This window comes from Pseudobacter ginsenosidimutans, assembly GCF_007970185.1.
In the GTDB taxonomy this organism is placed as follows: domain Bacteria; phylum Bacteroidota; class Bacteroidia; order Chitinophagales; family Chitinophagaceae; genus Pseudobacter; species Pseudobacter ginsenosidimutans.
Genome location: NZ_CP042431.1, coordinates 2713524 through 2727399, shown reverse-complemented (window position 1 = coordinate 2727399; position 13876 = coordinate 2713524). Strand labels below are relative to the sequence as shown.

9 protein-coding genes are annotated in these 13876 nt (G+C 48.1%); 6 read left to right on the top strand and 3 right to left on the bottom strand.

Annotated features, from left to right (window positions below):
• Positions 1-329: 329 nt before the first annotated feature.
• On the bottom strand, positions 330-2021 hold the full coding sequence (locus tag FSB84_RS11095; protein WP_130541493.1) for a hypothetical protein: 1692 nt from the start codon (positions 2019-2021) through the stop codon (positions 330-332).
• Positions 2022-2059: 38 nt separating this feature from the next.
• Here FSB84_RS11095 and FSB84_RS11090 point away from each other — a divergent pair, with 38 nt between their 5' ends.
• The 4 genes from FSB84_RS11090 to FSB84_RS11075 all read left to right on the top strand — a co-directional run bounded on the left by FSB84_RS11090 (position 2060) and on the right by FSB84_RS11075 (position 8003).
• A complete protein-coding gene (locus FSB84_RS11090) occupies positions 2060-3400 on the top strand; it encodes a dihydroorotase (RefSeq protein ID WP_130541494.1) in 1341 nt (446 codons plus the stop codon).
• A gap of 24 nt (positions 3401-3424) precedes the next feature.
• On the top strand, positions 3425-4738 hold the full coding sequence (locus tag FSB84_RS11085; protein ID WP_130541495.1) for a MutS-related protein: 1314 nt from the start codon (positions 3425-3427) through the stop codon (positions 4736-4738).
• A gap of 21 nt (positions 4739-4759) precedes the next feature.
• Positions 4760-6364, top strand: coding sequence for a M1 family metallopeptidase (locus FSB84_RS11080; RefSeq protein WP_130541496.1), 1605 nt, complete (start codon positions 4760-4762; stop codon positions 6362-6364).
• A 97-nt stretch (positions 6365-6461) separates the two neighbouring features.
• Positions 6462-8003: a YifB family Mg chelatase-like AAA ATPase gene (locus FSB84_RS11075; protein ID WP_130541497.1), complete on the top strand. Its 1542-nt coding sequence runs from the start codon at positions 6462-6464 to the stop codon at positions 8001-8003.
• A 70-nt stretch (positions 8004-8073) separates the two neighbouring features.
• Here the strand turns inward: FSB84_RS11075 and FSB84_RS11070 are convergent, their stop codons facing one another.
• Positions 8074-9174: a T9SS type A sorting domain-containing protein gene (locus tag FSB84_RS11070; RefSeq protein ID WP_130541498.1), complete on the bottom strand. Its 1101-nt coding sequence runs from the start codon at positions 9172-9174 to the stop codon at positions 8074-8076.
• A 21-nt stretch (positions 9175-9195) separates the two neighbouring features.
• On the bottom strand, positions 9196-11415 hold the full coding sequence (locus tag FSB84_RS11065) for a tail fiber domain-containing protein (RefSeq protein WP_130541499.1): 2220 nt from the start codon (positions 11413-11415) through the stop codon (positions 9196-9198).
• Positions 11416-11863: 448 nt separating this feature from the next.
• On the opposite strand from FSB84_RS11065, the gene FSB84_RS11060 reads away from it, so the two are divergent.
• Both FSB84_RS11060 and FSB84_RS11055 read left to right on the top strand, forming a co-directional pair.
• Positions 11864-12661: a glycosyltransferase gene (locus FSB84_RS11060; protein ID WP_130541500.1), complete on the top strand. Its 798-nt coding sequence runs from the start codon at positions 11864-11866 to the stop codon at positions 12659-12661.
• A 100-nt stretch (positions 12662-12761) separates the two neighbouring features.
• Positions 12762-13865, top strand: coding sequence for a glycosyltransferase (locus FSB84_RS11055; RefSeq protein WP_130541501.1), 1104 nt, complete (start codon positions 12762-12764; stop codon positions 13863-13865).
• The last annotated feature ends 11 nt before the right edge of the window (positions 13866-13876 follow it).

Below are 13876 nucleotides of genomic sequence, written 5' to 3'. Positions count from 1 at the left end.
AAAATCATTAATTTTACATCATAGGATAAGGTTTAATGGTTAATGGTATTTGATTAGTGAAGTGCCGCCGAAAAGCGGCACTTTTTTTTGCCCTTACCTGAGCAAAATCCCTCACAAATGATTCATTTTCAATAAAATACTTCCAGTCACAAATTCTTTGCAATTATTCTTCTCCGGTAAAATATAACCATACGATCTGTCGTGTTAGCCCTTTTTTTCCAGTTATGAGACGCAAAAAACCGGAATTAACCATCCGGCCCATCGGCCTCAAATGCTAACTCCGGTTCTGAAAAATTTCAAAAAAGGTTCAGTCCGCCTATTGAACAAACTCAATAGTCGTACTCTCTCCTGTTCATATTTAACCGCAACCCCAGGGTAAAGTAACTGGCATTCCGTTCTGTTATTGCATCGGAGCTTAGCTTCCTTACCAGTACGGAGCCATCCACAAAAAGGTTTTCTTTCAGTTCGTACGACACTAAAAGTTGTGCATTCACACCTGTAGCCCGGGGGCCAGCAGGTAACTTGTATCCGTAATCGCTGCTGCGGGTCGTATACATTTTGAAAATATCAGAGCCTACATTGCTGTTGGCTGTATCTACTCCCTGTTTCCAGAGTATCAGCCTTGCAGACGTTGTAAGCCTTGGGATCGGCTGGTAACGCACTATCCCGATCGCCTCCACGAAATTGGCACCCAGCGGATGCGCCAACGGCTGATTGTAATGTGTGTAGTTGGCTACGGAATCATAGTGCGTATAAGAGAATGGACGAACCAGGTTCACTTCACCCTGCAAATCCAGGTTGTTTACTTTGAACGCATTCACATATTTCGCACCCAACTGCAATCCGAATTTATTACCCCACCAGCCATTGCCGGCCCTGAGCTCCTTCTGCACAAATTCATCCAGCATCACCTGTCCATAGAACTGTAATTTCTTCGCCACATTGGCTTTGAAATCGAATCCTACGATGGCATTGTCTGAGCTGCCATTCTGTTGCTCACTCACACGCAGGAAGATCACCGGATTGAGATAGGTAAAATCGAAATGATTCTTTCTTCCAAAAGTTACTGCCTCGAACAATCCAACATTCAACCATTGCGTGGCCTGCAGACTGAGGTGCCTGATAGCAGCATATTTTTTATCGAGCAACTTGTTGCCCTGATTGATGCGAATGGTCTGCGGTGTAAGCTCCATCCAAACATTGGTATAATTGAACTTCCAGATGCGTGTACTGATCTTCAGGAAAAGATAACTGTTACCAAAATCACTCAGGAAAAGACTACGGTATCCATTCCCTACAAACATCTTATCATATCCGAACTGGAAGTCGAGATAATTTTTTACAGCCGAGAAATTGATAGATCCCCGCGCATCGAAATAATCAACGCCGGTTTCCTGGTAACGTTTGTAGAAACCAACGCCCGGAACTGCATTATACTGCGCGATGCGTTGCTGCATGAACAAAGGACCACGTTCCTGGTTATCCACCAGGTAAGCAGAGAAGCCCAGCCTGTTGGCGATCAGTCCGCGAAAAGCAACTCCCTTCGTGTTCAGGAATTGCCGCTTGCCGTTGTAATCGGTTTCTTCGGATAACTGTCCCTGGAATACCGGGTTCACCGCCAGGTAGAAATCCTTTTCGTCCACCTCAAAAAGATTGGCCTTCGTTTTATAGAAAGTGTTCCACAGACTCTTCCGGCTTTCGAACCCGGACTTATCTCCCTGCACCCATTCACTGCTGTTCATCAGCACGCTCTGGAGATTGTACTGATCAACCTTCGATAACTGCAATGCCCCTGCCTTACTCAAAGAATCCGCATACTCACTCACTTTTACCGCTGTACGCCTGTTCAGTGATTTTGCCGTTTCCACATTCAGCTCCAGGTTACGCTGCAGCATGATCTCCAGCCTGTCCAGAAAGGGCTGGTGTTTGTTACTCTGCGGCAGGTATGTACTTTGAGACCAGGAAATGAGGGGAAAAATTGCAATTGAAAGGCCGACAACGGTTTTTACAATAAATTGCATGTTGGATTGTTTATTAATTGGCTATTGAAATTCAAGTTATGCAAAATTACCTGATTAAGAACGTAATAGTAGTGAATGAAGGCAAATTGGAGGCCAAAGATGTATTGATCTCCAAAGGCAGGATAGAAAAAATTGCAGGAAGTATTCAACCATCTGTGCCCGTTATAGAGATCGATGGAACAGGTAAGCACCTGCTGCCCGGCGCCATCGATGATCAGGTACATTTCCGTGAGCCCGGTCTGACACATAAAGCCACCATCTATTCTGAAGCCAAAGCCGCTGTGGCAGGAGGCGTTACCTCTTTTATGGAAATGCCGAATACCGTTCCTCCGGTCTTCACACAGGAATTACTGGAAAACAAATACCAGATCGCTTCGCAATCATCCCTGGCCAATTACTCCTTTTATATGGGTACATCCAACGACAATGCGGATGAAGCCCTGCGCACCAACGATCGCAAAAATGAGATTGCCGGTATCAAGATCTTCATGGGCTCTTCCACCGGAGGATTGCTGGTAGACAATTATCTTACCATCGACAAGATCTTCCGCGAAAGCGAAGTACTCATTGCCACACATTGTGAGGACGAGAAGATCATCAAGGCCAATTTCGAAAGACTGAAAAAAGAAAAAGGAACACTCGAACCTGCCGACCACCCCATCATCCGCGATGAGAACGCCTGTTTCGAATCGAGTTTCGCAGCCATCCAGATTGCCAAGAAACACAATACCCGCCTGCATATCCTGCATATCAGCACAGAACGCGAGCTGCAATTGTTCACCAATATGCTGCCGCTGGAAGACAAACGTATCACCGCTGAAGTATGTGTTCACCATCTTCATTTCACCAGTAATGATTATGCAGCCAAAGGCAACCTGATCAAATGCAATCCTGCCATCAAGGCGCCTCATAACCGCGAAGCATTGTGGAATGCACTCCTGGACGACAGGCTGGATGTAATTGCCACCGACCATGCCCCGCATACCTGGGCCGAAAAAGAAGAGCCTTATGAAAAAGCGCATGCCGGCCTTCCACTGGTACAACATTCACTGCTGCTGATGTTGCACTATGTAAAACAGGGAAAGATCAGTATCGAAAAAGTGGTGGAGAAAATGAGCCATGCAGTAGCAAGATGTTACCAGGTGGCTGACCGCGGCTTTATCCGCGAAGGCTATCATGCAGATCTCGTACTGGCAGACCTGAACCAAAGCACTACCGTGAGCAAAGAAAACATACTGTACAAATGCGGCTGGAGCCCGCTCGAAGGATTCACCGCACCAGCGGCCATCACCCATACTTTCGTAAATGGTCACCTCGTATATGGAAACGGGCAATGGGATGAATCACAGAGAGGACAGCGGCTTTTGTTTGCCCGCTAACTCTTATATCACCTAATCGCGGCTATGCAAATAGACAACACCACATTTAACGACTTATCCATTATTCAGCACGAAGAGGAATTTTCCATCTTTCACCGCCTCAACTTCACTCAAACCGTGGAAGGAAGAGAATGGTTGCTGAAGTATTTTTCCAATCCCTTCAGCGATCTTCCCCAGATCATCCAGACGCAGCAGACAATCCGGGTGATCCTCGCTAACCTGGACGCATGGCCGAAAGCCATCTCCAACGGAACCCTGATGGTGATGGAAAAGTTCTATGATAGTCATGTTGATGCTATTCCTGCCGCAGGCCCCGTGAATGCTCTTGGTTATCGCCTCTTCCATGTAGCGGACTTCGCATTGGTACGCTATTCCATTTCCCATTTCGCGGACTTCGCGCGGGGTATCGATGCACTGATCAATCTGTTCAATGAAGAAGAAGCGCCCCTGCTGGTACGCAGCTACCTGCACAGGGCAAGACAACTGATCAACAGGCCCATCTTGCTGGAGCTTGCACAAAGAGAGCAGGGAAAGAAACTCAGCGCCACCGAAGTGATCTATTATGGCCGCTTCCTGAAAGATGAATTCAAATCAGCCGCTTTTGAGCTGATCAGCATTTACGGAAGGTTCGATGCCTGGTATTCCATGGCCCGCGCCATGAAACATTTCAATCTCAGCTTCCCTTCGTTCTCCGATTCGCTATTACCGATGATCGATGCGAAACAGTTGTACCATATACTGCTCCCCACCCCCGTGAGCTATGATGTGCAGATGAGTAAAGACAGCAATTTCGTTTTCCTCACCGGCGCCAATATGGCCGGCAAAAGCACTTTCATCAAAGCTGTTGGCTCCTCTGTTTTCCTTGCACACCTGGGCATGGGCGTGCCCGCGGCTTCCATGACATTATCGCTCTTCGACGGTCTGCTCAGCAATATCAATGTGGTGGACAATATCGTGAAAGGAGAAAGCTATTTCTTCAACGAAGTGCAACGCATCCGCGATACCATCATCAAGATCAATGATGGCAGGAAATGGCTGGTGCTGATTGACGAACTGTTCAAGGGCACCAATGTGCAGGACGCCATGAAATGCTCCAGCACTGTGATCAAGGGACTGATCAAGATCAAAAATTCTTTGTTCATTCTCAGTACCCACCTGTACGAGATCGGCGAAGAGCTCAAAACATATCCGAACATTTCATTCAAATATTTCGAAACAACAGTGAATGGCGACCAATTGCATTTCAGTTACCAGCTGAAAGACGGCATCAGCAATGATCGCCTGGGTTACCTCATCCTCAAAAGGGAAAAGGTGGTGGAATTGCTGGAGAAACTCTAACTGGTATTAAACACTTATTCAATGAGAAAAAGCATCACACTGCTGCTGGCTTCGCTTATCCTGTACCCCGCAATGGCGCAACGCCCGGGATCTGCGATAGATGTGAACAATTACATCTTCGAACTGGAATTGAACGACATCAATGATCAGATCACCGGTAAAGCAACAGTGGATGTCCGGTTCCTGCAGGCAGGAAACCTGGTGCAGCTAGACCTCGTCAGCGCCAACAGCAAAGGAAAAGGCATGAAGGTGACCAGGGTTACAGAGAATAACAAACCATTATCGTTTACTCATCTGCGTGATACACTCCTCATTACGCTCGATGCTCCGGCAAAAAAAGATGAATCCCGGTCTGTTGAGATCAGCTACGAAGGCATTCCCGCCGATGGGCTTATCATCAGTAAGAATTTATTCGGGCATCGCGGCTTCTTCAGCGATAACTGGCCCAACCGCGCCCGCAACTGGATCCCCTGCAATGATCACCCGGCAGACAAAGCAGGTGTGGAATTCATCATCACCGCGCCCGATCATTACCAGGTAGTGGCCAATGGCGTACAGCTGGAAGAATCCTCCCTCCCCAATAAAAAGAAACTGACGCATTACAAAGAAACCGTGCCGCTGCCTACCAAGATCATGGTGATCGGCGCCGCTGATTTTGCAGTCCAATATGCAGGTGAAGTGGGATGTGTGCCCGTATACAGCTGGATCTATCCCGAGAACAAGGAAAAAGGATTCTACGATTATGCGATGGCGAAAGATATTCTCGCATACTTCATCAACCTGGTTGGCCCTTATGCTTACAAGAAACTGGCCAATGTGCAATCCACTACCATGTTCGGTGGTATGGAAAACGCCAGCGCTATTTTTTATGCTGAAAAATCCGTCACCGGCACAAGGAAATGCGAGGGACTGATTGCTCATGAAATTGCCCACCAATGGTTCGGCAATATGGCCACAGAGGCCGACTGGAGCCATATCTGGCTCAGCGAAGGCTTCGCTACCTATATGACCATCTGGTATTTCGAAAGAACACATGGACAAGATACTGCAGCAGAGATGCGGGCTAAAGACCGCAAGACCGTTATCACTTTCAGCAGGAAATACAATGAACCTGTGGTGGACAATACCGTTACCGATTATCTCCAGTTGCTCAATGCCAACTCCTATCAAAAGGGTGGCTGGGTGCTGCATATGCTCCGGACGCAGATCGGCGACAGCGCCTTTCTCCGCGGCATCCGCAATTACTACGCAGCATTCGCCGGCAGGAATGCCGTAACTGAAGACCTGCAGCGGGTGATGGAGAAAGCTTCAGGCAGGAACCTGAGTAAGTTCTTCAAACAATGGCTTTATACCCCGGGTCAACCCAAACTGGATATACGCTGGAAATACGATGCAGGAAAGAACATGATCTCCGGTACCATCGAACAATTGCAGCCCACGCCATTCGAATTCCCGCTGGACCTCTCGTGGAAGGAGGCCGGAGAAACATATCCGACGGTGATCACGCTTCGCGTGAAAGAAGGCAGGACGAATTTCAGTTTCCCCGTAAAATCACAACCCTCCAATTTTGAGGTAGACCCCGGCGTGAATTTATTATTTGAAGGAGCGGCGAAAGAAGACAAATAAATTATCCTCTGTTGTTGTAAAACAAATTCCTCAGCGCTAATCTAACCTGAATAGATATGCGAAACGGATAGCGTCCCACTCCCACTTACCTTGCAGCATGCTTGTAAAAACATTCGGCAGCGCGGTATCAGGCGTAGATGCCATCACCATAGAAGTGGAAGTGAATGAAATGGCAGGAAGAGAATACTACCTGGTAGGACTTCCCGACAGCGCCGTGAAAGAAAGCTTCCAACGCGTGGAGAGCGCACTCAAGACCAATGGATATTATATGCCGCGCCGGAAGCTGGTGGTGAACCTCGCACCTGCCGCTATCCGGAAAACCGGTACAGCCTTCGACCTGGCAATTGCTATCGGTATCCTTGCAGCAACAGAACAGATACCCAATCCCGAATCACTGCTCCGCGTTGTATTGAAAGGTGAATTGCAGCTCGATGGGGTAATCCGACCTGTCAAAGGCGCCCTTCCCATTGCCATCAATGCGAAGAAGCATGGCTTCACCGATCTTTTCGTGCCACAACAGAATGCCCGAGAAGCGGGCGTTGTGGAAGGACTGAATGTGTTTGGCGTGGGCCATATCAATGAGGTGATCGATCACTTCAAAGGAGAGAAGATCATCACGCCAACCAAAGTTGATATTGCCGCAGCCTTTTCCTCCAGCTATTCGGAAGCGGAAGGTGATTTCCTGGATGTGAAAGGTCAGCAGAATATCAAACGCGCACTGGAGATTGCCGCAGCCGGCGGGCACAATGCTATCCTTATCGGTCCACCCGGAGCCGGCAAGACCATGCTTGCTTCCCGCCTGCCTACCATCCTGCCGCCGCTTACTTTGGAGGAAGCCCTCGAAACCACCAAGATCTATTCAGTGGCTGGCAAACTCTTGTCTGATGCTACATTGATCACTGCACGTCCATTCCGCGCACCGCATCATACAGCCAGCGATATGAGCCTCGTGGGAGGCGGAAGCATTCCGCAACCGGGAGAAATATCCTTATCACATAACGGTGTTCTGTTCATGGACGAATTCCCTGAATTCCGTAGAACAGCGCTTGAAGTGATGCGGCAACCAATGGAAGAAAGAAAGCTAACGATCTCCCGCGCAAGGATGTCTGTTGATTTTCCTGCCAGCTTCATGTTGCTGGCTGCGATGAATCCCTGCCCCTGCGGATACTATAATCACCCGCAGAAAAAATGCAGCTGTCATCCTGGCGCCGTACGGCATTACCTCAGCAAGATCTCTGCGCCATTGCTTGACCGCATCGATCTGCATGTGGAAGTAACACCCGTTCCCTTCAGCCAACTGGAAAATGAAGAAGACCTGGAATCATCCACGCAGATCCGGGAACGTGTGATCCGTGCACGGACATTACAGGCCGGCAGATACCGGCTGATGCCAGGCGTTTACTGCAATGCACAAATGAACAAGAAAATATTCCGGCAGGTCTGCACGGTAGACAATGAAGGAAAACAATTATTGAGATCCGCGATGGAAAAACTGCAACTATCGGCGAGGGCCTACGACAGGATATTGAAAGTAAGCCGGACCATTGCAGACCTTGCAGGCAGTGAATTGATCAGTTCCGTGCATCTGGCAGAAGCCATTCAATACAGGAGCCTCGACAGGGAGAATTGGGGAGAATGAAAAGAAGCCACCACGTTACCGCAGTGGCTTCCAGTTTTTCATTGGGATGATATTTTCGGTGTAAGTTCTATTACTGCTTCACTACTTTGATTGTTTTACCGCCATCTCCGCCGATCACCAGGTGATAGGCGCCAGGCGTGTATCTCGCGGCGGACCATTCAATATAGTTGTTGCCCGCCTGCAATTTCACCAGTTTACTTTCGATCACAATACCGGCCAGGTTCACCATCTTCAACTCAACTGATTTGGCGATGTTGCTGTGAAGTGTAATGGTGAATCGGCTGGTGAAAGGATTCGGGAATGCTTTCAGTCCAACCTTTTCTGTGGCCTTCAGGTCAGCAGCCAGTGCATTGCCGATGGTGAATCTTTGCAACAGCCTGATGCTTCCGGCATTGATCCAGTTGGACCTGGATTCATCATTGTTCTGAGGCAGCATGGAAAGTTTGCTTCCTGCTTTTCCGGAGAACACTGCCAGCCGGCTTTTGCTATTACCATTCAGCTCATCATCGTGATACTGGAACCTGAGTTGTACAGGCTGGGAAGGCTGATTGGAAGGAATGATATCGAAATATCTTTCGATACTCTTCTCTCCTGCTGCATTGGTCTGTTCACGGAAACCACGAATGATGGTGGTCATGCCCAGGTCTTCATTGCTGGTGATCTGTAATCCAAGATTGCCGGGATTGGCAGCCTGGGGCCTGTTCAGCATCACGGTGGTGATAATTCGTCCATTGTTTCCCGTTAGGCGCCCCTGGGATTGATCCCCAAGCACAGCGCCGGGAAGCAGGTTAATGTCCGCATCGCCAACTGATGCCATATGCCCTGAAAAATCGAAGCGGGCAATGATGTACGCATTGGTTTGTACGGTGAGTACAGCCGTGGGGAAAGTGGTCACCAGCAAATGATAAAACGTGGTAACAGAATCCCCTCGCAGAAAATAATTACCTCCGAGTTTGCTGCCCTCGTTCATATAAACCCTGCTGAAACCCGGCACAAATGTTCCGTTGTTGGTCCAGTGCGTATTGCTCAGCACGATATTCGGAGAGCCGTCCGCAACCACATGCGCGCCGTTGCCGATGATCAGGCCCTGCGCTGATGCACTGCTGCACCAGAGCAGCAATGCCATCATGCCGTACAGGAGCTTTGGCGGATAAATGTTTATCTTTTTCATGCTATGGTATTGTAGTATGAATTATTGTTTGCTGTTCATCATCTGTATCAGCATCTCCATTTTCTTTTCCAGTTCTTCAATTTTCTTTCCCTGCTCTTTGAGCTTTTTTTGCTGTGCAGCGATGATCTGCTGTTGCTCCTGCACTGATTTTACGAGAGGCACTACAAATGCATCATAGCTGAGACTGTAATGGTCTGTTTCTGTTTTTGGTTTGATGATGCCACTGAAATTATAGTGGGCACTGTTGGCGGCGCGCTCCACTTCCTGCGCAATGAAGCCGGTACGGCGGATGGAAGCCGCTTCGTCATATGCCACCTGGTGGATAAGATTGTTCGTTTGAACAGCGTCATACTGTGCATCAAATCGCTTCACATCGAACTGGTAAGTAACCGGCCGCAATTGCATGATAAAATCGAGGCCCTTCACATCTTCTTCCACATTGTATTTGTAACGGCCATCGGAAGGAGTGGTGAATGGCACCTGCCCTTCAATCACAGTGATGGCGCCGTTCCCGATGCGTACTTTGTTGGATGCATCTACCTTTACGCCACTACCGATGGCGATGGCATTGGAAAGTCCATCGCTGGCAACATCAGCCTGGTAACCTATGGCGATATTATTTGACCCTGTAGAATTTTCAAGCAGGGCGGAAGAGCCAACTGCCACATTATAATTACCGGCAGTATTGTTCCTGCCTGCATCCCAGCCCAACACAGCATTATGATGTCCGTTGTTCATGTAAAGCGAGAAACCACCCACGCCCGTGTTATTGGCTCCGGTTACGGCCCTGGATTGAGAATACATGCCGATGGCAGTATTCGCGTTGGCCGTGTTCTCTCTCAGCGCCCAGGAACCAACGGCTGTATTTCCGGCGCCTGTTGTTCCTTTTTCAAGAGTGGCAGCGCCCACTGCTGTATTAAGATCAGCAGCCGGATTGCTGGCGATGGATCGGTAACCGATGGCTGTGCTCCAGCTGCCACTGGTATTGGAAGCCATCGCTCTAAAACCAACTGCGGAGTTTTCATTCCCAGTATTGAAGGCTAGCGCACGATAACCAACTGCAGTAGTGGAATCCTGGTTGGAACTGATCATGGCTTCCGCACCTATGGCAGTATTTCCGAATTTATTGGACTGTCTCAGTGCATTGGCGCCAATCGATGTATTGAATCGGCCACCATCTCCGGTGCCCTGTGCATTGAAGCCCACTGCCGTATTACCCTTGCCGTTAGCAGTGCCGGCCAGTGCATAAGAACCGATGGCAACGCTGGAATCCATTGCAGTGGCGTTCCGCATGCTCTGCTCACCAACAGAAGTGTTGTGTGTGCCTGTTGCATTTTCCTGCGACCTGCTGCCGATGGCAGTATTATGCATGCCGGCAGTATTGTTTCGGAGGGCTGACCAGCCTGCTGCCGTATTCCAGCTGCCGCTCATCATAAACAGCATGGCATCCGTTCCAAGAGCTGCGTTGAATTTTCCGGTAGTGTTCTGAAACAATGCAGTGGACCCCATTGCGGTATTATTGTCGCCAGTGGTATTGTTTGAAAGCGATTTAAATCCTACAGCAGTATTACCGGACCCTGTTGTATTATCTTCCATCACATAAGAGCCGATAGCTAAATTGGCGGTGCCCTCCGTATTGTTCTTCAATGCCCATTTACCAATTGCATCGTTGTTGTGGCCGGTGGTATTATTGACCAATGCCATGAATCCGATACCGGAATTCTCGTAACCAGTGGTATTGTTTTCAAGTACCCGGAAGCCGATAGCCGTGTTGTTGTAACCTGTAGTGTTGGATTTACCACTCCAGTAGCCATAGAATGTATTGGATTTCAAGTGATCGATCCTTCCTGCAAATTGGTTGTTCACGCGGAAGCTCAGAGGCATATTATCCACCGTGCCGAGAAAATTGATACTGTCGATCGTTCCGGAATTACCACCGATCAGCCAGGCATCACCAGCGCCGGATGAAATGGCAATATTCTGCCAGGCTGCGCCGGTATGATACCAGAATGTGTTGGTGGTGGTGTCGTAAACGAGAAGCCCCTGTTTGGTAAGAAGCGTGTTCCTAACGGCAGTGCTCATGCGCGGAATGAGGATACCTTTCGAATTGGAAGAAACATCAAGGATGGCGCTCTGATCAGGCGATGCGCCTGTTGTGTTGATAGCAACGCCGTTGGACTGACCGTAGCCGGATAGCAGTGAACATACCACTGCCACCAAGGATAATAAAATCCTTTTCATAGATAAATGTTTAGGTATTAAAGAAAAAAATGCCGACTTGGCCTTCCTGGTATTGGATAGTGAATGACATGGCAAAGCCTTTACATCAGGATATCAGATGCAGCCAACAATGGGTCGGAAAAGATAATCAGGTGGAGTACAGAGAAGTTAATAGTGAAGAGACACTCATGTGAAGCTGTAGAGAAGAATGTTAATCGGGCATCAACATTTTATTAGCCTTATGCACAGATATTGGGCAGATCGAAAACCAAATTAGTCAATTTTTATTGCAATGCATAAACAGTAAATAAAATTTGCGCTAAAACAACCAAAACTACCGGAAAGTAGTATCCACAAAGAGCTTCAGGCTGTTCAGTTGCAAATTAATCACCATATCTTTCGATGGTACAAACATTGATCAGGCTGACATAGTTCCGTTTATTGTACCTTCGCGCCACATTATTCATCAATGCCGGATTTCTTTTTACTGATCCCCTGCTACAATAATACAGAAGGACTGATACGGTCTCTTCAGAGTGTGCAATATCCCATGCACCGGTACAAAGTGGTGGTGGTGGATGATGGCAGCAGGGAACCGGTATCAGACAAACTACTGCTCGAAAAAATATCTCCGGACCTGCAGCTGCAGGTGATCCGGCAGCCAAAGAACGGAGGCATCACCCTTGCGCTCAACACAGGACTGGAAGCCATTCACAGCCAGGCAACGGAAGGTTTCATCGCCAGGCTGGACTGTGGCGATCTCTGTACCCCCGACCGGTTTGAGAAACAGGTCAGTTTTCTCCAGGCCAACCCTCAGGTACAATTGCTGGGCAGTTGGTGTTACTTCAAAAATTTCACAACGGGAGAAAACTACAAGTACAGAACACCGGTAGATGATAAAGAGATACAAAGGAAGATGTATTTCAAGAACGTATTCATCCATCCAACCGTGATGTGGCGCTTCAATAGCGCATCGCCTGTATATTATCCTTACGATTTCCCTCATGCCGAAGACTATGGGATCTTTTATGAATTGCTGAAGCGTGGCGCCGGCGCAGTGATCCCTGAATTCATGGTCACCTGTGAGATCAACGAAAAAGGCATTTCCATTTCCAACAGGCAGGCCCAATACAAAAGCCGGATGCAGGTTATCCGGAAGTATGGGACCAGCCGGTGGCTAACACTGATGGGCACCATCAAACTCGGACTGCTGATGCTGGTACCGCAAAGGATTCTACTACCAATCAAAAAAGCGCTCTACTCCTGAGTTTCAGGCAATAGCACAATAACAGGTCCCATCGTGAAAAGCCATTCCCGCTTTCGTATATTTGCAACCTGTTTACCCTCACAGGAGGAATATTTTCATTATGAACATTGTGCATGTTGTAGAACCATTTGCGGGCGGGATTGTCGCTTTTCTGAAATCCCTTGTTGAAGACCCTTCCGGGGATAACCATATTATTATTCATGGAGAGCGGGCGCATGTAGTGAAAGTAGCTGACGCGAAAAAACAATTGAAATCGCCCCGTGTAAAATACATCTACTGGAAATCTGCACAAAGAAGCATCCATCCCGTCAAGGATATCAAAGCATTCATAGAGCTGTACAAAATACTGAAGCGGCTGAAGCAACAGCAACTGATCGATGCCGTGCACATGCATTCCTCCAAAAGCGGTTTCATTGGCCGGATGGTCTGTCAACTGCTGCGTATCCCGAATGTGATCTATACGCCGAACGGAGCTCCATTCCTGGTTGGACAATCAGCCTTTTCCAATTTCGCGTACAAAAAGCTGGAGTGGTTCGGTTCTTTATTCAACGGAACAGTGGTTTGCTGCTCTGGTTCGGAGCTGCATGCGTACCAGGAAGCAGGCATCAAAGCAATACCGATCAACAATGGCGTAACCGTAAGCGCTGAGTTTAACATTGACCAGGCATCACAACAAGCGCTGGTCAACAGGCAAAGAAAACTCCGCATCGTAACCAGTGGCAGGATACTGGACCAGAAAGACCCTGCGCTCTTCAACTCTATTGCCAAAGAACTGGAATCCCACACAGATATAGAATTCATCTGGATCGGATACGGACCGGATGCCAATATGATCACGGCAAACAATTTCCATATTACAGGATGGCTCACGCCTGAAGATGCAAAAAATAAAGTAGCTACCGGTGATGTATATATGTCCACGGCGAGATTTGAAGGCTTGCCCTTTGCAGTACTGGAAGCTTTATCGCTCAGAAAACCGGTTTTGTTATCTGATCGGGTAGGCAACCGTGATATGATCGATCATGGTATGAATGGTCATCTTTTCAATACAGCAGCAGAAGCTGTTGAAAGAATCCTGGAATACAATAATAACCGGGAGATGCTCGCCTCAATGGGAAAGCATTCCGGTGATTATTGTTATGAAGCTTTCAATATAGACTATATGAGAAAACGCTACAGGGAACTCTATGCACGGAAAAAGTAATCATTTAGTGG

Bases quoted from the DNA above. Each gene is read 5' to 3' on its own strand.
- FSB84_RS11095 (WP_130541493.1), bottom strand. From the start codon at position 2,021: ATGCAATTTATTGTAAAAACCGTTGTCGGCCTTTCAATTGCAATTTTT.
- FSB84_RS11090 (WP_130541494.1), top strand. From the start codon at position 2,060: ATGCAAAATTACCTGATTAAGAACGTAATAGTAGTGAATGAAGGCAAA.
- FSB84_RS11085 (WP_130541495.1), top strand. From the start codon at position 3,425: ATGCAAATAGACAACACCACATTTAACGACTTATCCATTATTCAGCAC.
- FSB84_RS11080 (WP_130541496.1), top strand. From the start codon at position 4,760: ATGAGAAAAAGCATCACACTGCTGCTGGCTTCGCTTATCCTGTACCCC.
- FSB84_RS11075 (WP_130541497.1), top strand. From the start codon at position 6,462: ATGCTTGTAAAAACATTCGGCAGCGCGGTATCAGGCGTAGATGCCATC.
- FSB84_RS11070 (WP_130541498.1), bottom strand. From the start codon at position 9,174: ATGAAAAAGATAAACATTTATCCGCCAAAGCTCCTGTACGGCATGATG.
- FSB84_RS11065 (WP_130541499.1), bottom strand. From the start codon at position 11,415: ATGAAAAGGATTTTATTATCCTTGGTGGCAGTGGTATGTTCACTGCTA.
- FSB84_RS11060 (WP_130541500.1), top strand. From the start codon at position 11,864: ATGCCGGATTTCTTTTTACTGATCCCCTGCTACAATAATACAGAAGGA.
- FSB84_RS11055 (WP_130541501.1), top strand. From the start codon at position 12,762: ATGAACATTGTGCATGTTGTAGAACCATTTGCGGGCGGGATTGTCGCT.